This is a genomic window from Acinetobacter sp. ESL0695 (assembly GCF_029392135.1).
Taxonomy (GTDB): domain Bacteria; phylum Pseudomonadota; class Gammaproteobacteria; order Pseudomonadales; family Moraxellaceae; genus Acinetobacter; species Acinetobacter pollinis.
Map to the genome: position 1 here is coordinate 345,660 of NZ_CP113932.1, position 18,135 is coordinate 363,794.

The following is an 18,135-nucleotide window of genomic DNA, read 5'->3' on the forward strand; positions in this document are numbered from 1 at the left end:
AAAACAAAATGTTGAATTGTGGATAATCGTGAGTATAACTCTGTTGATATCTGTGTGAATAAGTTTGAGGATAACTGTGTGAGTAAGTCATTGGATAAGTTAGAAAAATATGATGAATGGATGATACTGTGGGCAGAATATCTTACCCAAGCGTCGTATTTCGATGAGCCTGATGACAAAGAATACGCACAAGAAATGATCCAAAATATTTTGCTCTCTAATACACAAGGCAATAGTTGTTTGTCTACAGATATCGCCTCTTTAGAGAGGTTGCGTAGTCTAGTGGCTTTTCAAGAGAAAAGCCATACTTGTCCTTTTGTTTTTGACGGTGAAGCAGTCTATTTGTACAGATACTATGCGTTAGAACAACGCTTAGCCCAACAGATTGCACGCCTTATACAACAGCCCGACTCAAATTTAGATCTGTATGGCTATGAAAACTTACTTATTGACGAATATCAGCAACAGGCATTAAAAATGGTCGTGCAACACCATTTTGGAATTATCACTGGAGGCCCCGGTACAGGAAAAACCTATACATTGGCACGTATTATTGCTGTTTTAAATAAATTAATACCTGACCTACGCATTGCAATGGCAGCACCCACAGGGAAAGCGGCACAACGTATGCAAGAGGCATTACAAAACGCATTTCAAGATCCTACACTTCAAAGTAAGGGCTTAATTACTGATAATTTACATCGTATACAACCAGTTACATTGCATCGCTTACTGGCCATGGGCAATAGAGGCATTGCTAAATTTCATCTTAAACAGCCGTTACCTTTTGATGTTATTGTAATTGATGAAGCCTCCATGCTTGATTTAAATCTTGCGACAACACTTTTTGAAGCAATTCCAGATGGAGCAAAATTAATCTTATTAGGAGATGCAAATCAGCTTGCTTCTGTTGGTGTGGGGTCAGTTTTAGCAGATTTGCAAAATATGGACATACTATCTAGGTATCGAACTCATTTAGTTCATAGCAGAAGATTTAGTGATGAAGCTCAAATTGGAAAAATAGCAAAATTTATTCAAAACGTGGGTCAAACATCGGTAGATACGCATGAGAATGTACTAGATAGACTCAGTAACGAGGTCATTAGGCCTTCAGTCATTCAGAAAATTGACCTGAAAAAAGTAGAGATAGATCAAATTCAACTTGAATATTTACCCAAATTAATGGCAGCAGAGGATGTCGAGCGATGTTTAGAGCAACTTTGGTTAGGGTATCAAGAATATGCAGAATCAGTGAAAGTGTATAATTTAAATGAAGGTAGTGAAGCGCATGATCTAGCTCAACTCAGAGATAATATTTTAAAAAGATTTAATGACTACCGTATTTTGAGTGCAATGAATGCTGGTGCGTTAGGTGTAAAACGTATTAACCATTATATTGAACAACACTTTAAGTATGCTGTTTTAGGGCAGACTACTTTTTATGGCGATTGGTATGTTGGTAGACCCATTATGGTCACGGAAAATGATTATCAGCTTGGTATTTCTAATGGCGATATTGGTATATGTTTTAAGCATCGACAAAATCTTGCACAGTATGAAGTATACTTCCCGAGTTTAAATAAATGGGTGATGGCCACACGCTTACCACAAACGATTCAAACTGCATTTGCAATGACGATTCATAAATCTCAAGGTTCAGAATTTGAACATGTGGCTGTTGTCTTGGAACAGGAAGCTGAAAAGCTCTTAAGCAAAGAGCTGTTGTATACAGCAATTACACGTGCAAAACGTGTTGTAAGTATTCTAGCAGACCCTGAATCATTAATAACTGCATTGATGGTGAAAACAGTTCGTCAAAGTGGATTAACTAAAAAAATTAATAATTCAATATATTAGAATGATAGTTAGTCGTATTTTAACTCTTTGTGCGTTATGACTTACATTAAATACAGATATTAACGAATAGAAAGATCGGTATAGTTTTGTAATAATTGATTTATTAAATAAGCTTGGTCGGGAAGATTAAGCGATAAATCGTATTATTATATTAATAGTCGAAGACAGCGAACTTACAGTGATGTGTAGTTAAAAAAAATAGTAAGTATATTTGGGCCTTGTAGTTTTGGGAGAGACTACAAGGCCTTCTTCTATTTAAAGAATAAAAAATAATCTTTTTAGGAGGTTACCTCGTTTTATTGATTTTTTAGTGATGTAGTTCACTGAAATGTACAGAACTTTCTGTTTGTAAGTGATGGCGTACATGATGTGAGGAAAAAACCTCTATGATCGACAAAAATATATCGCAATAATAGAAAGCATAAGGACGCAGCAAAGTAACAGAGATAAGGACTTCTGATAAAAATAAGACTATAAAATAATAAATGAAAAAGCACAGCGCATATTAAAGGCCCAAGGAAACTTGGGCCTTTTATTATGTCATATTTATGTTGTATTTAAAGGTTTTCTTTTAATATTATCTTGAATTATATTTTATATATCTATCTATTATTATTTTCACATAATAAAAAATATTTATAAAATGTATCTCATTAATGGAATAAAGTATGCCAAATAATCCTCAGAAAAATCATGTTGCATAAATATACAAAGCATTTTGCAATTCTATTGTTTTTCACTTAAAATATGCGCTTGCTGTAGTGATGCACGGCAGACAGTTTTATTCAATAGAATTGTTTTATATCAGTTTTTAAATTTTAAGCATCTCGGAGAAATCGAATGGCTTTAACTACACAAGATCGCGCAGAAATCATTGCTAAATTTGCACGTGCAGAAAACGACACTGGTTCACCAGAAGTACAAGTTGCTTTATTAAGCGCACAAATTAATGATTTACAAAGCCACTTTAAAGCACACAAACAAGATCACCACAGCCGTCGTGGTCTAATCCGTATGGTTAACCAACGTCGTAAATTACTCGACTATTTAAATGGTAAAGACCACGGCCGTTATGTTGCATTAATTGGTGCGTTAGGTTTACGTCGTTAATTCGATGAAACACTGTGTTTTCGGAACATCGAAGGTTCGTAATAACTTCGTGACTGAAAAGCAACGCTTAGTCTTCTAAGCGGAAGAAGGGGCGAATGTTCGCTCCTTCTTTATGTTTAAAATCTAGTGAGGTCGGCTTCTAAGCTTTGTCATTTATAATTACAAAACTCAGTCGTAGTGTGAATGCCAAACCTTAGGGGTCTCCACTAGAATAAAATCAGGAAATAAAAATATATGTCGATGTTTAATGTTACTCGTAAAGAATTTCAATATGGACAATACCAAGTTGTTTTAGAAACGGGTCGTATTGCGCGTCAAGCAAATTCTGTTTTTGTGACAATGGGTGGTGTATCTGTATTGGTTGCTGTCGTTGCTCAACCGACTGCAAAAGCAGGTACAGACTTTTTTCCTCTCACTGTAAATTATCAAGAAAAGCAATATGCAGCGGGACGTATTCCAGGTGGTTATGGTAAACGTGAAGGCCGTGCTTCAGAAGCAGAAACACTAATATCTCGTTTAATTGACCGTCCAATTCGTCCATTATTCCCAGAAGGTTACTACAACGAAGTACAAGTAACTGCAACGGTTGTATCTTCTGACAAGACAATGGAAGCTGATATTGCAGCTATGATTGGTACATCTGCAGCGCTTGCAATTGCAGATACACCATTCCGTGGCCCAATTGCTGGTGCACGTGTTGGTTTAGTAAACGGCGAATACATTCTAAACCCTAACTTTGAGCAAATGGCTCAGTCGGATTTAGACCTTGTTGTTGCTGGTACTGAATCTGCGGTATTAATGGTTGAATCTGAAGCGAAAGAGCTTTCAGAAGACCAAATGCTTGGTGCGGTACTTTACGGCCACGATGAAATGCAAATTGCGATCCAAGCGATTAATGAATTTGCTGCGGCTGTAGGTACAACAAAGTCTGAATGGACTGCGCCAACTAACGATGAAGAACTACGTACAAAACTGAAAGAAGCGTTTGAAGCGAAAATTTCAGAAGCATATACGATTGCCGTAAAACAAGATCGTTATGCAGCACTTGGTGCATTGTATGAAGAAGCAGTTGCTCAGTTCGTACCAGAGGAAGATGAAGGCGACAAAATTGCTGATGAAGTTAACTTCTTATTCGAAGATTTAAAATACCGTACAGTACGTGACAATATCTTGTCAGGTAAGCCACGTATTGATGGTCGTGATACGAAAACTGTACGTGCATTAGATGTACAAGCAGGTGTTCTTGATCGTGCACATGGTTCTGCACTATTTACACGTGGTGAAACTCAAGCAATTGTGACAACTACGCTTGGTAATACACGTGATGCACTTATGGTAGATACATTATCTGGTACAAAAACAGATAACTTCATGTTGCACTATAACTTCCCTGCATACTCTGTAGGTGAAACTGGTCGTGAAACTGGCCCGAAACGTCGTGAAATTGGTCATGGCCGTTTAGCACGTCGTGGTGTACAAGCTGTACTTCCACCAATCGATCGTTTCCCATACGTGATTCGTATCGTATCTGACATTACAGAATCAAATGGTTCATCATCAATGGCTTCTGTATGTGGTGCTTCATTATCACTTATGGATGCAGGTGTACCATTAAAAGCACCAGTTGCAGGTATTGCAATGGGTCTTGTGAAAGAAGGTGAGCGTTTTGCTGTACTTTCTGACATCTTAGGTGATGAAGATCATCTTGGTGATATGGACTTTAAAGTAGCAGGTTCTGAAAACGGTATTACTGCACTTCAGATGGATATTAAAATTGAAGGTATCACTGAAGAAATTATGGAAGTCGCTTTAAATCAAGCGTATGCAGGTCGTATGCATATCTTGAATGAAATGAATAAAGTAATTTCTCGTGCTCGTCCTGAAATTTCGGCTCACGCACCAACATTTGAAGTCATTAGCATTAATCCAGACAAGATTCGTGACGTAATTGGTAAAGGTGGTGCAACTATCCGCCAAATTACTGAAGAAACGAAAGCTGCGATTGATATTGAAGACAATGGTACAGTTCGCGTATTTGGTGAAACAAAAGCGGCAGCGAAAGCTGCGATTGCAAAAATCCAAGCATTAACAGCTGAAATTGAGCCAGGTAAGATTTACCAAGGTAAAGTTATCCGTATTGTTGAGTTTGGTGCATTTGTAAATATCATGCCAGGTACTGATGGTTTATTACATATTTCTCAAATTTCTAACGAACGTATTGCGAATGTAACGGACGTATTAACTGAAGGCCAAGAGCTGAAAGTACAAGTACAAGATGTTGATAACCGTGGTCGTATTAAACTTACGATGAAAGATATCGAACAAGCTTAAATATGTTTATGAAAAGCCCGCTTGATGCGGGCTTTTTTTATGGCATCATGTATAGCACGATGAAAAATTTATAATTATTTATGCAAATTTACTATTTTTACCATCATCCAGATGATAATACGATTTTTGTTTCTCAACAGAAGCATGAAAATTGTGTTCTAAATTTCATGTGGATTGACAGTTTAAGAACTGAAGTTGTGGGGCGAATTGAGCATTGGCAAAAAGACGTTTTTGAACATACGCATATTACCATTAATGAACTGCATACTTCAGATATTTTAAATATCGAGCATCCGTGTGGTTTTGATGTAATGGAAGAGTATGACTTTCTCATTTTTCGTAAACTGGTTACACCACACGACCATATCGGTTCAAATGATATGGGATCAGAACAGCATCAGAGTGAGTTTGGTCTAATTACAACACCTGTAAACTTTATTATTGCACCTAAAGCATTAGTGACAGTAAGAGAGGATGGGAATAAAGCAATTCAAAATTACATTGAGCGACTGGTTGGATTAATTGGTAAAAAACCAAATGAACAGAATAAACAAAGAAAGTTACCTGTAACCTCTATTAATTTAACCTTAAGAATACTCAATAGTATGATTGATGATTATTTAGGATTAAGAGCACCTTTGACACGCCGTGTTGAATATTGGCAAAAAGAGTTATTGCAAGGAAAGCATTATTTTCATCAATGGCAGCAACTACTTGAAGAAAATATGGCTTTTCAACAGGTCGAAAATTTATGTGAAGAGCAGATAGAAACTTTGCAAGAGCTTAGAGACGAAACTGTAGAAAATTATCACCATCTCTCGCAAGATAGTCATTTTGAGTCTTTAGATTTGGTTCTTGTACGTATTAATGACTTAGCCAGTCATATTGAGCGTATTCAAAAACATACTGCGCGTTTAAGAAGTTCGATTCAGGCTGCAATAGATTTACATTTTTCCGCGATATCGAACCAGACCAATGAAAATATGCGTATTCTTGCAATTATTACCGCTGTTTTTGCACCTTTAACATTGCTGACTGGGATTTATGGAATGAATTTTGAATTTATTCCAGGATTAAAATCACCTCAAGGATTTTGGATGATGCTTGTGGCAATGCTTTTATGTACAGTATTACTTATTTATTATTTTTATCGCCGTCATTTGGTTGGACGCAGTGAAAAAAGTGTTTTGGACTTATTATCACAATCTCATGAACAAAAAGGTACGAATTTTCTTTCGTTGTTAGATATGGACCCAATTAAACAGAAGATTAAAGAAGTAGAGCAGTTTGCCAAGAGAAAGTAAGTCTCATTTTTCAGGTGTAGACAGTGAACTACACCTGAAATTTTTAAACAATTAGTATTTCCAATCTACACGAAAGAGTAAGCTTCTTGGATCACCTATAAAATTGTTTCCGCCGTTCATACGTACTCTATTATTTTCGTAATAACGCTTATTCGTAAGATTCTCACCAATTAAATTAAATGATAGATTTTCAGAATAGCTATAACGTACATTTGCATTCCACAATGTATAACCGCCCTGACGAATATCATATAGACTACTGGTTTCTGTTTGTGTACTTACGCCTAGACCTGCTGACCATTGATCAAATACGCCTGGAAGTTGGTATTGAGTATATAGACGAAACATATGCTCAGGAGTATGTTTACTAAAATTACTTCCTGCGATATATCGTGAACTCTCAGTTTGTAGATATTTACTTTTATTAAATGTATAACCTGCAAAAATTGCTAAATCATCATTCACTTTTCCAGATATTTCAATGTCTACACCGCGACTACGTACTTTACCTTCAGGAATTGAAAAATGAGTGTTTCTGGAATCGGTGAGGGGGCGATTTTGTTGTTCAATATTAAATAATGCAAGTGATGCATTTAAACGATGGTCAAATAGTTCAGACTTAATACCCACTTCTTGGTTTATGCCCACGACAGGTTCTAAAATTTCACCTGTGATTTGACGGACAGATTGTGGCTTAAATATTTCGGTATGACTGAGGTATACACTTGTATCAGGTGTAATATCGTAAGTTAAACCAAAATAGGGATTAAATTTCTTCTTTTTAACTTCGCGGTTCTTGGCATACTCACCATCTGGTTTACTGTTATAGATTTCGTAATAGGTTGAACCATTGCTAATGGCTTGTGTATAACGACCACCAAGAATAAAGTGAAAGTTCTCAGGAAAATTAAAACGTGTACCTAATGATGCGGCTTGTTGGACAACATAGTTTTTATAAAAAATATGGTAGCTTAGGTTTTTATTCCAATCAGGTTCTTGAATTTGAGAGGGAGAGAATGTCCAGACATTATATGCTGTATTATTAACAATGGATTTCCAATTAGACAATTCATATAAGCTACTATAGTCAAGCGTTGCAAATACGTCATGTGTCGCATTGAATAAAGAGTATTTACCATTTAAAGCAATTTTGGCAGTTACTTCGTCGCTGGAGTTTTTATAGTTCTGATAATTATTGGTTTTTAAATTTGGATTATTTGTATTTATGCCAATATAACTCGTTGTGAGCTGAGCTAAACCGCCAATCTTTTGTAAGGACTGATTCCAGTTACTATTTAATTTAGCTGATATTTTCCAGTCGTCATTAAACTGATGTTCCAACTCTGCAAAAACATTGTATTTCTCTGAATTTAAGGTACTCCAACTTGAGCTCAGATACGTATGGTTTGGCAAACCTGAATCTATTCCTCCTGTAGCCATAGGTATACCAAAGTAATCTGGCATATCATGTGTTTTTTGGTACATTGCACCAAGGCGTAGCAGGGTCGTAGGTGTAAGATCAAAATCTAATACACCATATAAAGTTCGGGTATCACTGTGAGCACTATTTTTAAATGAGTCTTGAGTTCCCCCAATTGCAACAAGACGTCCTCGAATAGTTTTATTACTATTCAAAGCACCAGATGTATCTATCATAGAGCGAACATTATTCCATTGCCCAGCCTGTACATAACCATGCATTTGAAAATCTTGTGTGGGATGTTTTCTAACTGCATTAATTGTTCCACCTGGTTCACTATTGGCTTGGGTTAACCCTGTTGCACCTCTAATGACTTCAATATGTTCATAAATATCTAAATCTGCTGAACTCGATGCTGTTCGGTTGGCATTGCTTGCTGAACCAGGAACGGTACTACTTAGACCATCTTCTTCAATTTGATCGATATAAAATCCACGAGATTGAAAGCGATATCTTCCAGAATCACGAATTACATTTATACCTGTTGTTTGCTTTAATGCTTTGCTTAAACTCGAAATCCCCTGATCTTTTATCTGTTCTTGCGTAATTACACTAATAGATTGAGGTGTTTCTTTAGGTTTCAGCTTTAGGCCTGTCGCTGTTTCTAAGGCAGATGAGGTTTCAGATTTAACGTTAATCGTTTCAAGTTGAGTTGTTGTTGCATCTTCTGCGTATGAAAAAGATGGTGAAAGGGCAAGTACCATGAGAATACTTAAACTCAATGGATGGCGTAAAAATTTTTGCTGACGGAAAGTAGACATAAAAATATAAATAATTACAAAAATATAGTGTTATTTTATATAAATGATAATAATTATCAATATTGTTATTAATTAATAATTGTGATGCGGATATTAGAAATATAAAAATATTAGAATTTTGTAATATTTAAGGTGAGATTATTCATAAGCACGTCATCTCTTGCTAAGATAATTTGAAAGTAAATTGAAATTAAAAAGAAATGATGTGAATAGTTTGTCTTAGCCTACGAGGTGCAAATGTCAATTAAATTAATCGCTGTAGATATGGATGGTACATTTCTAAATGGAGAAAAAAAGTACAATAAACAGCGTTTTCTTGCACAATTTCTTCAGTTACAAGCACGTAACATCCACTTTGTTGCAGCAAGTGGAAATCAACTTTGGACACTCAAAAACTACTTTTCAGATATTCAAGATGAGATAGCATACGTTGCTGAAAACGGTGCGTATGTGGTCGATGGTGTCGAAGAGGTAAGTTTTTCTCATTTTAGCCAAGATGCTGTAGATACCATGATTCATGATCTCTCTCAGCATTACGCCGATGGAATTATTCTGTGTGGGAAACAAGGGGCTTATATTGGGCCAGCAGTAAAATCTGAGGCCATGCCCAAGCTTAATAAATACTTTAAGCGATTAAAACAAGTTGAAGATTTAGAGAAGGTCGACGATCTCATTTGTAAGGTAACAATTAATACAACCTATTATGACTTTGATGAGTTGACCAATGATCTAAATGGAAAGCCATACATTCAATCTGGCGATGTAAAACTGGTTTCTAGTGGTTTTGGTTTTATCGATTTGATTGTGCCTAAAAAACACAAAGCTTATGGATTAGATTTTTTACAACAGAAATGGAATATTTCAGACCACGAAATCTTAGCCATTGGCGACAATAACAATGATATTGAAATGGTTTCTAAAGCAGGCTATGGATTTGCTGTAGAAAATGCGATTCCTGAGTTAAAAAAAGTTGCAAAATATATGGCAAAGCATAATGAGCAAGAAGCCGTTTTAGATGTTATTGATATTGTTTTAAAAGCAAAAGATGAAGAAGAGCTGACTCGTCTATGCGAAGCAGAAAGCGCATAGACGAAAAAATTTAAACATGCTTTGTCTTCTGACGGAGTATGTTTACTTCATCAATTAAATCTAACATGACTGAAACCGCAGGGAGCGAGGCTTCAAAGTCTCGTTGCAACCGATATGCTTTTCTGGCTCTTTGAATATCTTCTTGCAAAAAAGTGGGCGAAGCATGCTTTTTTGCCCTTTCAGGTAAAATGTCATATTCGATGAGCTGAATAATCCAATTAGGGTGTTGCCCACAAATTTCTGCAAATCTTTCTAAAGAAAACTCATGATGTAGAACTTCTACATCATGATGAGTATGACTGGTCACTTCATAGTAATGTATACGACTTTTCATAGTTTCATCTCTTAATTTTTTCGTGGTTTAAACTGAGGAAAAACAGCCGCAAGTTTCTTGTAGGCTTCTTGCTGTTCGTGGGTTATTACCTCAGGTGTTTTAACTGTAAGTATCAGATACAAATGGCCTGGGGGTGAACTTGGAATCCCTTTGTCTTTAATACGTAGCTTTTGCCCATTCTGCGTGTTTTTAGGAATATTGACTTCAATCGTACTGCCAGAAGGTAATTGGACTTGAATTTTTTCGCCGAGTGCAGCTTCCCATGGAGTGATGGGTGTTTCTAAATATACATCTGTACCTTCCACATAAAGGTTTGTAGATTTTTGGTAGGTAATTTCTATATAAAGATCTCCATTTTCACCTCCATTTATGCCAGCTTGGCCTTGTTTTGAGAGACGAATTTGTTGACCAGATTTCATACCTTGAGGGATTCTGATTTCTAAAGTTTTTCTCTGAACTTCTGGTCTACCTTGTGGACTATAAGTAGGAACTTGTAAAGTAATTTGCTGTGTTGTACCGTGGTAAGCAACATCTATAGGAACTTCAATGGATGCATGTTGGTCTTCACCCTTAAACCCTCGATCTTGAAAGCCTCCACCAAAACCAGAACCAAAACGACCAAAAAGATCTTCGAACCCGTGAAAATCATGACTTTGCTGAAATCCTTGCTGATTAGAAAAACCATGCCCCCCTTGGAAAGCACCTTCTGGATGATCTAATGCGTAGTCATATTCTGCTTTACGCTCTTCGTGGCTTAAAGTGTCGTATGCGGTATTTATTTCTTGCATACGTGCTTCAGCATCTTTTTCTTTACTAATATCTGGATGATACTTCTTTGCAAGTTTACGAAATGATTTTTTTATTTCATCAGGAGTTGCATCTCTATCAACGCCTAAAATTTCATAATAGTTTTTAGCCATAGTCATTCAACATGAATTGTTATTAAATTTTTATCCTGAATTTTATTATGTTGTGTATAAAAATAAATCAATAGTGTACGAATGTTTTATTATTGTTTCGAATAAAAGTAGGCAGTTTATCTTTAAATATTTCTTTAAATTGATAGCTTGAAACGATTAAAAAATAGCAGTTTAATAATTTTAAGTAATTGATATATTTTTATATTTTTATATTTTTTGAATTTAGGTTACATTATTTTTTTGACATATAAGCGATGTTTAATCAAAAAATGGTTATACTAGGCGGTTTCTGTTACTCAAATGTAAACAGAGAATTTTAAGAAATATGCTGAGAGAAAACCTATGCTTCTCATGAATGTTGAACAGTACCAAGAAAATAGCTGGAAAATTCTTTGTGATTTTGATGGTACGATTAGTTTGCAAGATACAACGGATGTCTTGTTGGAAAATTTTGCAGATCAAGGATGGGAAGAGATTGAACAGTTGTGGGAGCAGGGTGAAATTGGCTCTAAAGAGTGTATGCAACGTCAAATAGCATTGTTGAATGTCACCAAAGAAAAGTTAGAAGCGCTTGTACATCAGATAGAAATTGACGAAAGCTTTATTGATTTTGTTAAAGCTGCAAAAAAATTGGGTATTCCACTGACGATTGTGAGCGATGGCTTAGATATAGTTATTCGTCATATTCTCGCAAAATATAACTTACGCCATGTTCCTGTTATTGCCAACCAGTTAGAGCAAGTTAGTGAGCATCGTTGGCAGTTACATTTCCCGAATGCAACGAAAACATGTAAATCGCAGTCTGGTACATGTAAATGTAAGGTATCTCAAACACAGCATAAGCAATACAAAACGATTCTCATAGGTGATGGTCGTTCAGATTTTTGTTTATCTGAAGAAGCAGATTATGTATATGCGAAAAAATCCTTATTAAAGCATTGCCAAGATAATAATATTAAACATGTACCATTTTCTACATTTACAGAACTTACCAAAACACTAGATCAGTTTGTTGGATTACCGCAATTAGATGCTAAGGTTCATGTATGATCAAAGATCACTCATTTTTATTAGAAGGCAATCGTACTGGTATTTTACTTATTCATGGACTAACGGGTACGCCTAATGAAATGCGTGGATTAGCACGTAAATTCAATCAACAAGGGTATACCGTTTATTCAGTTCAACTGGCAGGGCATTGCGGTACTGTCGAAGACTTAGTAAAGACCAATTGGAAAGCATGGTATGCCAGTGTATGTGCTGGGGCTGAAAAGCTAAAACAACATGTCGATGAAATCTTTGTTGGTGGTTTATCGATGGGTTCTTTGTTGGCACTTAACTATGCCATTGAGCACTCTGATGTAAAAGGGGTCATTTGTTATAGTCCGACATTTAAATACGATGGATGGAGTATTCCTCGTTGGTCAAAACTTGCTGCACCTTGGATTTTACCGACGGTTTACCATTTAAAAATAGGTCGTAAACTCATGTTTGATGAGGCTGAGCCCTATGGAATTTATAATGAAAATCTAAGAAAACGCATTGTACAGTCGATGCATCATGGGGACAGTAGTGAAGCGGGGTTACCAGGTAATCCATGGCATTCGCTTTACCATATGCAACGTTTGTCGAATCATGTAAAACGAAATCTTTATAAAATTAAAACAGCAACTTTGTGCTTGCATGCTTATGAAGATGATATTGCACACCGTAAAAACAGTCAGCTTATTTATGATCGTGTGCAAGGCCCTAAAAAACTTGTATGGTTAAAGAAAAGTTATCATATGATTACTATTGATAATGATCGTCAGCAAGTGATTGATGAATCATTAAATTTCATTCATACATATAGTGCGTTGTCTCAAGCGTCTTCTGCTTCTTAAGGTATCTTTATGGAACCCATTGTTTTTATCGTATGGTTAGTTACCATTGCTGTAGATACTGTTGGGCAACTGGCTTTTAAAGCCATTGCTTTGAGAGGTGCAGAATATGAAGGGATGGAGCGTTGGGTTGCACTTGCTAAAATGCCAATGATGTGGTTAGGCATAGGTTGTTATGTTGTTGAGTTTATTGTTTGGTTGGCATTTCTATCTTTAGTACCACTCTCTGATGGGGTCATGCTCGGGTGTATTAATATTGTGGTCATTATGATTGCAGGTCGCTTATTCTTTAAAGAGAAAATAACAAAATATCGCTTAATGGGCGTATTGCTTATTACAGCAGGCGTTGCAGTGATTGGGATGAGTATATGAAACTATTTTACTTGGTTGGATTCTCGGTATTAATGCTGTTTGATACACTTGCTCAGGTAAGTTTTAAAATGGCCTCGAACCATGCAATGCCTCTGACATTTGATTTGCCTTGGCTATTTCGTATTTTTAGTAATATCTGGATTTACGGTGCATTATTGGGCTATATCGCTTCATTTTTTACATGGATGACTCTACTGGAGCGTGCCCCGATTGGCCCTGCTGTCGCCGCTTCTCATATCGAGCTGATTAGTGTAACGCTATTGTCTGTGTGGCTGTTTAATGAGCCATTAACACTGGTTAAAGTATGTGGAATGGCCTTAATTTTCTTAGGTGTTTTATGCTTAGCCAAAGGCGAAGCAGAAGAATTTAAAGCAGAGCAAATGACAAAGGAAACGCCTTAAATCAGGCTATTTCCATTTGTTTTGCATACGCTCAATGAGCCTCACATTGAGTGCTTGTTGTTCTTCTTGCCATGTCGTTAACTGATGTTCACTTGGTACTTCTTGATCATCTAACGAGCTGAGTAATCGCTTAAACCATTGCTTGTATTGGTAAAGTGAAATATCTCCAGTGATATCAGCACCCGTAAGTTTTTGGTCGCATGCATCAATCAATGAGTTTAAGTGTTCTTCTGCAAAATAACCTTGATCCCAATTGGTTTGTACGACATCTTTAGAAAGTACATCTTTGTCTATAGATAAGTAGACAGGTAGGTTTACTTTTTCCATTTCAACTAAAAATGTTTTCATGAGTGAATCTGGTTCATCGAATGCATGCCAAGCAGATTTTGCACCAACCTTATGTAACCAACTCGCATTTTGTTGAATACTCCAATAATGCAGTTTGCCTTGACGTAGTGGTGACCAGTGGTTTTCCCAAGCATGTGCCAAGCCAATATCACTTGAGCCAATACCTAATACATCTATACGTGCCACATTTGGTAATTGGCTGGCCCAGTAGACCCATGAGCCACAATGAATACCAAAAGGGTAGCGCATATTATCTGGATGGTTATCACAAATAATTAGGTGTATTGGTTGTTCTTTATTAAGACGAGACAATAACAAATAACTGAGGTGATGGTAATCGCCACTACCTAACAGGACACAACCCATTGCTTCTATTGATGGAAGCTCATTTGAAAGTTTTTGTCCTAATGCTTCAAACGCTTGCCATTTACAACCAAAGCGAATAGTTTCTTGTTCACTTTGGAGAGGAATATTTGTCCATATTTGGTTTGATGCCATTGCTGAATCATCAAAGTTTAAAACGACTGGATGGCGTGGAGAGGTACTCATTTAGCAGTTTTCTCCTCTTGTTGTTGATGCCAATGAGCATCTGCTTCAAATAGATGTCTAAATCTTTTTAAAATAAAACGAAGTAATGGCGATTTGACCCATACAAGGTGCTGAGTAAATGTAAATTTTGCACCAAGTTGTGCTTTAACTTCTGGGTCTGTCCATCCTGCCACATAATATTTTAAATGTTGGCTTTTCGCATAATCAAGATTAACAAACCAACTAATAAAATAGAGATTGTAATCAAGTGCAAGTGGGTAGTTCAGACCAATATATTTGTCTACAAGTTTATCTTCATAAACATAGCAGATATTATAGCCAATGAGTGTTTCGCCTTTCCAATACATGAAAACTCGACCGCCGCTTTGGCTATCTTGTAAAATTTCTTGAAAAAATGCTTTGCTAAGCAAGTCAAAATGAATTTCACTTTGCTCGTATACTGCAAGATAAAGTGTATACAGTTGTTCTAAGCGCTCAGTATGATTAAAGTAATGGTCACCTGTTTGGTGAATTTCAACATTTAATTCATCTAAGCTACGGAGTTTACGTTTTAAATTTTTACGTCTGCTTTTTGACAATCTAGAGAGATAATCTTCTCGATCATTAAAGTCTATTTCGACATATGCTAAAGCTTGTCCTTCAACAGCCAAAAATCCTGCTTCTTTAGCCGATCCTATAAGTGCCGCACTTGCTTGGTTTTCTTCTTGTGTAAGCAGTGGTGAAGATAGTGGAAGATCTTTAATAATCGTAAGACTATGTTCGTGACTGTTCTTCTTTATGGTATCTATCAGTGTCTCTGATGACGTGTCTTGAGGTATTGGCGTATATTCTGTGACTGTTGTGCCAATAAAGCGTGTTGGAAAATGAACAATTTTTTTCCAATAATGATAGCCAACCAAAGACTCAATTTTTTGACGCACAGGTGCATCAAGTGTTGTGAGTAAATTGAAGTTGGTAACAAAGTAATAAAGAGAGTTATCTAAAGTAGAGGCCTGAAAATCTTGAGGTGGATGCTTTAAAAAAGCATCCACAAGACGATTTGGTTCTACATGATTTAAACCATTGTCCATAAGAAATGTTTAGATTTCCTTTTTCGCACGGTTAAGCAATTGCTCAAGTAGTACAAGTGCTTGATCAATTTCAGCGCGTGAAATTTCGAGTGATGGTGCAAAAGTAATTACGTTTTTGTAATAACCGCCCACATCAAGAACAAGACCACATTTTTGACCGTTGTACTCTAGAGTACCTGATAGGCCAATATCTACCATCTTATCAAGCAATGCTTTGTTTGGTGTAAAGCCATCAGCTTCACAAATTTCTGCACGTAATGCTAAACCAAGACCATCGACATCACCAATTTCTACATGACGAGTTTGAAGATCTTTTAAGCCTTCTAGGAAGTATGCACCACTTTCCATAATTTGCTTTTCATAGTCTTTTTCAGCAAGCATGGTCATCAATTCTAAACCAACAGCAGTACCGAGTGGGTTAGATGCAAATGTTGAGTGTGTAGAACCGACTGGGAATACTTCAGGGTTAATTAGAGCTTCTTTTGCCCAGATACCTGCCAATGGGTTTAGACCATTGGTAAGTGCTTTACCAAATACAGTAATGTCTGGTGTAATACCGAAATGTTCCCACGACCACAGTTTACCGGTACGGTAGAAGCCCATTTGAACTTCATCAACTACCAATAAAATACCATGGTCATCAAGTACTTTTTTCAAGCCTGTGAAGAAGTTTTTCGGTGGGATAACGTAACCACCTGTACCTTGAATGGTTTCCATATAAAAAGCAGCAAATTCACTTTCGCCTACTTTTGGATCCCAAACACCGTGGTATTCAGTTTCGAATAAACGTGCAAATTCTGCAATGAGTTTGTCGCCATACTCTTCAGCAGTCATACCTTTTGGACGACGGAATGGGTATGGAAATGGAATGAAGTGTGCACGATCGCCAAAGTGACCATAGCGACGACGGTAGCGGTAGCTTGAAGTGATTGACGACGCACCTAAAGTACGACCATGGTAACCGCCTTCAAAGGCAAGCATACGACTTTTACCACCAGTAAAGTTACGTACAACCTTAAGAGAATCTTCAATGGCTTGTGAACCACCAACATTATAGTGAATACGACCTGCTTCACCTGTTTTTTTGAAGATGTCTTCTGCGATGACTTTACTTAACTGAATTTTTGTTGGGTGTAAGTATTGGCTCGCAACTTGTGGAAGTGTATGAATTTGATCAATCAGCGCTTTATCTAAACGAGGATTCTTATAGCCAAAGTTAACTGCTGAATACCACATTTGAAGATCTAGGTAAGGTGTATCTTGATCATCATAGAGGTAACTGCCTTCACAGTTTGTAAAGATTTTTGGTGGTTCTACATAGTGTACAGTGTCACCATGTGAACAGTATTTTGCTTCATCAAGCAACAGTTGCTTTTCGTTAATTGCCATAAGTCAGTCCTTATTGTGCTGATTTAGTCTAGAAGGTTTTGCAGTTAAATAACATATTATTTTTAACAAAACATTAAAGAATGTGAGAAATCACTCAATTTATAATTAAAACCGGTATAAAAATCCGAGTGACGTTGAAATATCCATGTGTTTTTCCACCATTGGACTATGGTACTGCTGATTTGATAATCCTGTGAATTGTAGGCCACCGTACAGTGTCCAACGTGAATTGAGTTGATATCCTGTGTCTAAGCTGAGGTACGGTTGTAAGCTTTGTTTAGGATGGTATTCTTTTAGACCACTGGTTTGTGCTTCTGTTGCACTTACACCATAGTAATAGTTGTTATACTTTTTACTGTTCCATTGAATGCCAAGTTCAGGTGCAAATGTCCACTGTCCATAATTAACTTCAGCTAAGTAGGCAAAAGTTGCAAAAGCGCCATGGCTCCTTGAAAGAATGTCCTGTTCGGCTTGAACTTGGAAACCACCATATTGAGTAATATATGTATAGCTACCGCCAGCCATCACAGATGGTTTTCTTTTATTGAGTGTTTTCAACTCATCAGAAGGTTTAAATTCACTAGAATCGTAATATAAATTAAATTTAAGTTTATGATGGTCTTGATTGAGACCATAAAAACCAAGCTCATCGCCATCTATATAAAAATAGCGAGAATCATAGAAGATCGCAGGAAGTACAGTATTTGGGTTATTTTGATTTTTATAAGCTTGGAAATCGTAGGTATCTGTCAGTCCAATTTGTAGCTTGGAAGTGTCTGCAGCATGCAAAAAACATAAACTATTTGCCATGAGTAAAGTGGTTATTGTTAATTTCATGGCAGTTCGATTCATCTTCATGCATATTGTCCAAAATTCAGAGCGTACATTCTAAGCGAATATGCCTGAAAAACAGAAGGCATCTCAAGCGTAATTATTGTTG

General features: G+C 36.6%; 16 protein-coding genes. 9 read left to right on the forward strand and 7 right to left on the reverse strand.

What is annotated here, in order from left to right; translation table 11 throughout:
- Positions 1 to 120: 120 nt before the first annotated feature.
- From recD to OZX61_RS01595, 4 genes are all read left to right on the forward strand, one after another.
- The gene (gene recD / locus OZX61_RS01580; RefSeq protein WP_277095608.1) at positions 121 to 1,857 is read left to right on the forward strand and encodes an exodeoxyribonuclease V subunit alpha; all 1,737 of its coding nucleotides are present in this window, start codon (positions 121 to 123) and stop codon (positions 1,855 to 1,857) included.
- Positions 1,858 to 2,697: 840 nt separating this feature from the next.
- Entirely contained in the window at positions 2,698 to 2,967 is a 270-nt protein-coding gene (rpsO, locus tag OZX61_RS01585) for a 30S ribosomal protein S15 (RefSeq protein ID WP_195774119.1), read from the forward strand.
- Positions 2,968 to 3,207: 240 nt separating this feature from the next.
- Positions 3,208 to 5,298 (forward strand): polyribonucleotide nucleotidyltransferase, encoded by a 2,091-nt coding sequence (gene pnp, locus OZX61_RS01590; RefSeq protein ID WP_277095609.1) that lies wholly within the window; start codon positions 3,208 to 3,210, stop codon positions 5,296 to 5,298.
- Between the two features lie 80 nt (positions 5,299 to 5,378).
- Positions 5,379 to 6,602 carry a magnesium transporter CorA family protein gene (locus OZX61_RS01595; protein WP_277095094.1) on the forward strand — a complete coding sequence of 408 codons (1,224 nt, stop codon included), beginning with the start codon at positions 5,379 to 5,381 and terminating at the stop codon, positions 6,600 to 6,602.
- Between the two features lie 51 nt (positions 6,603 to 6,653).
- Here OZX61_RS01595 and OZX61_RS01600 read toward each other — a convergent pair whose 3' ends face one another.
- Complete coding sequence (locus tag OZX61_RS01600) at positions 6,654 to 8,843, reverse strand: TonB-dependent siderophore receptor (RefSeq protein WP_277095095.1); 2,190 nt, start codon at positions 8,841 to 8,843, stop codon at positions 6,654 to 6,656.
- Positions 8,844 to 9,080: 237 nt separating this feature from the next.
- Here OZX61_RS01600 and OZX61_RS01605 point away from each other — a divergent pair, with 237 nt between their 5' ends.
- Positions 9,081 to 9,932, forward strand: coding sequence for a Cof-type HAD-IIB family hydrolase (locus OZX61_RS01605; protein WP_277095096.1), 852 nt, complete (start codon positions 9,081 to 9,083; stop codon positions 9,930 to 9,932).
- A 10-nt stretch (positions 9,933 to 9,942) separates the two neighbouring features.
- On the opposite strand, the gene OZX61_RS01610 is transcribed toward OZX61_RS01605, so the two are convergent.
- Together OZX61_RS01610 and OZX61_RS01615 are read right to left on the reverse strand one after the other, a co-directional pair.
- Complete coding sequence (locus OZX61_RS01610; protein ID WP_277095097.1) at positions 9,943 to 10,266, reverse strand: chaperone modulator CbpM; 324 nt, start codon at positions 10,264 to 10,266, stop codon at positions 9,943 to 9,945.
- Between the two features lie 11 nt (positions 10,267 to 10,277).
- Complete coding sequence (locus tag OZX61_RS01615) at positions 10,278 to 11,186, reverse strand: DnaJ C-terminal domain-containing protein (RefSeq protein ID WP_277095098.1); 909 nt, start codon at positions 11,184 to 11,186, stop codon at positions 10,278 to 10,280.
- Positions 11,187 to 11,528: 342 nt separating this feature from the next.
- Here OZX61_RS01615 and OZX61_RS01620 point away from each other — a divergent pair, with 342 nt between their 5' ends.
- Genes OZX61_RS01620 through OZX61_RS01635 form a run of 4 tightly spaced genes read left to right on the forward strand, consistent with a single transcriptional unit; the run spans position 11,529 to position 13,839 of the window.
- The gene (locus OZX61_RS01620) at positions 11,529 to 12,236 is read left to right on the forward strand and encodes an MtnX-like HAD-IB family phosphatase (protein WP_195771441.1); all 708 of its coding nucleotides are present in this window, start codon (positions 11,529 to 11,531) and stop codon (positions 12,234 to 12,236) included.
- Positions 12,233 to 13,069 (forward strand): alpha/beta fold hydrolase, encoded by an 837-nt coding sequence (locus tag OZX61_RS01625; RefSeq protein WP_277095099.1) that lies wholly within the window; start codon positions 12,233 to 12,235, stop codon positions 13,067 to 13,069. The genes OZX61_RS01620 and OZX61_RS01625 overlap by 4 nt, the downstream gene beginning before the upstream one ends.
- A 9-nt stretch (positions 13,070 to 13,078) precedes the next feature.
- On the forward strand, positions 13,079 to 13,438 hold the full coding sequence (locus OZX61_RS01630; protein WP_277095100.1) for an EamA family transporter: 360 nt from the start codon (positions 13,079 to 13,081) through the stop codon (positions 13,436 to 13,438).
- Entirely contained in the window at positions 13,435 to 13,839 is a 405-nt protein-coding gene (locus tag OZX61_RS01635) for an EamA family transporter (protein ID WP_195771438.1), read from the forward strand. Before OZX61_RS01630 ends, OZX61_RS01635 begins: the two co-directional genes overlap by 4 nt.
- Positions 13,840 to 13,845: 6 nt before the next feature.
- Here OZX61_RS01635 and OZX61_RS01640 read toward each other — a convergent pair whose 3' ends face one another.
- The 4 genes from OZX61_RS01640 to OZX61_RS01655 form a co-directional block, all read right to left on the reverse strand.
- Entirely contained in the window at positions 13,846 to 14,736 is an 891-nt protein-coding gene (locus tag OZX61_RS01640; RefSeq protein WP_277095101.1) for a hypothetical protein, read from the reverse strand.
- Entirely contained in the window at positions 14,733 to 15,806 is a 1,074-nt protein-coding gene (locus OZX61_RS01645; protein ID WP_277095102.1) for a GNAT family N-acetyltransferase, read from the reverse strand. The genes OZX61_RS01640 and OZX61_RS01645 overlap by 4 nt, the downstream gene beginning before the upstream one ends.
- A gap of 9 nt (positions 15,807 to 15,815) precedes the next feature.
- Positions 15,816 to 17,195 (reverse strand): aminotransferase class III-fold pyridoxal phosphate-dependent enzyme, encoded by a 1,380-nt coding sequence (locus tag OZX61_RS01650; protein ID WP_277095103.1) that lies wholly within the window; start codon positions 17,193 to 17,195, stop codon positions 15,816 to 15,818.
- Positions 17,196 to 17,300: 105 nt separating this feature from the next.
- Positions 17,301 to 18,053, reverse strand: coding sequence for a MipA/OmpV family protein (locus OZX61_RS01655; RefSeq protein ID WP_195771434.1), 753 nt, complete (start codon positions 18,051 to 18,053; stop codon positions 17,301 to 17,303).
- Positions 18,054 to 18,135: the final 82 nt, after the last annotated feature.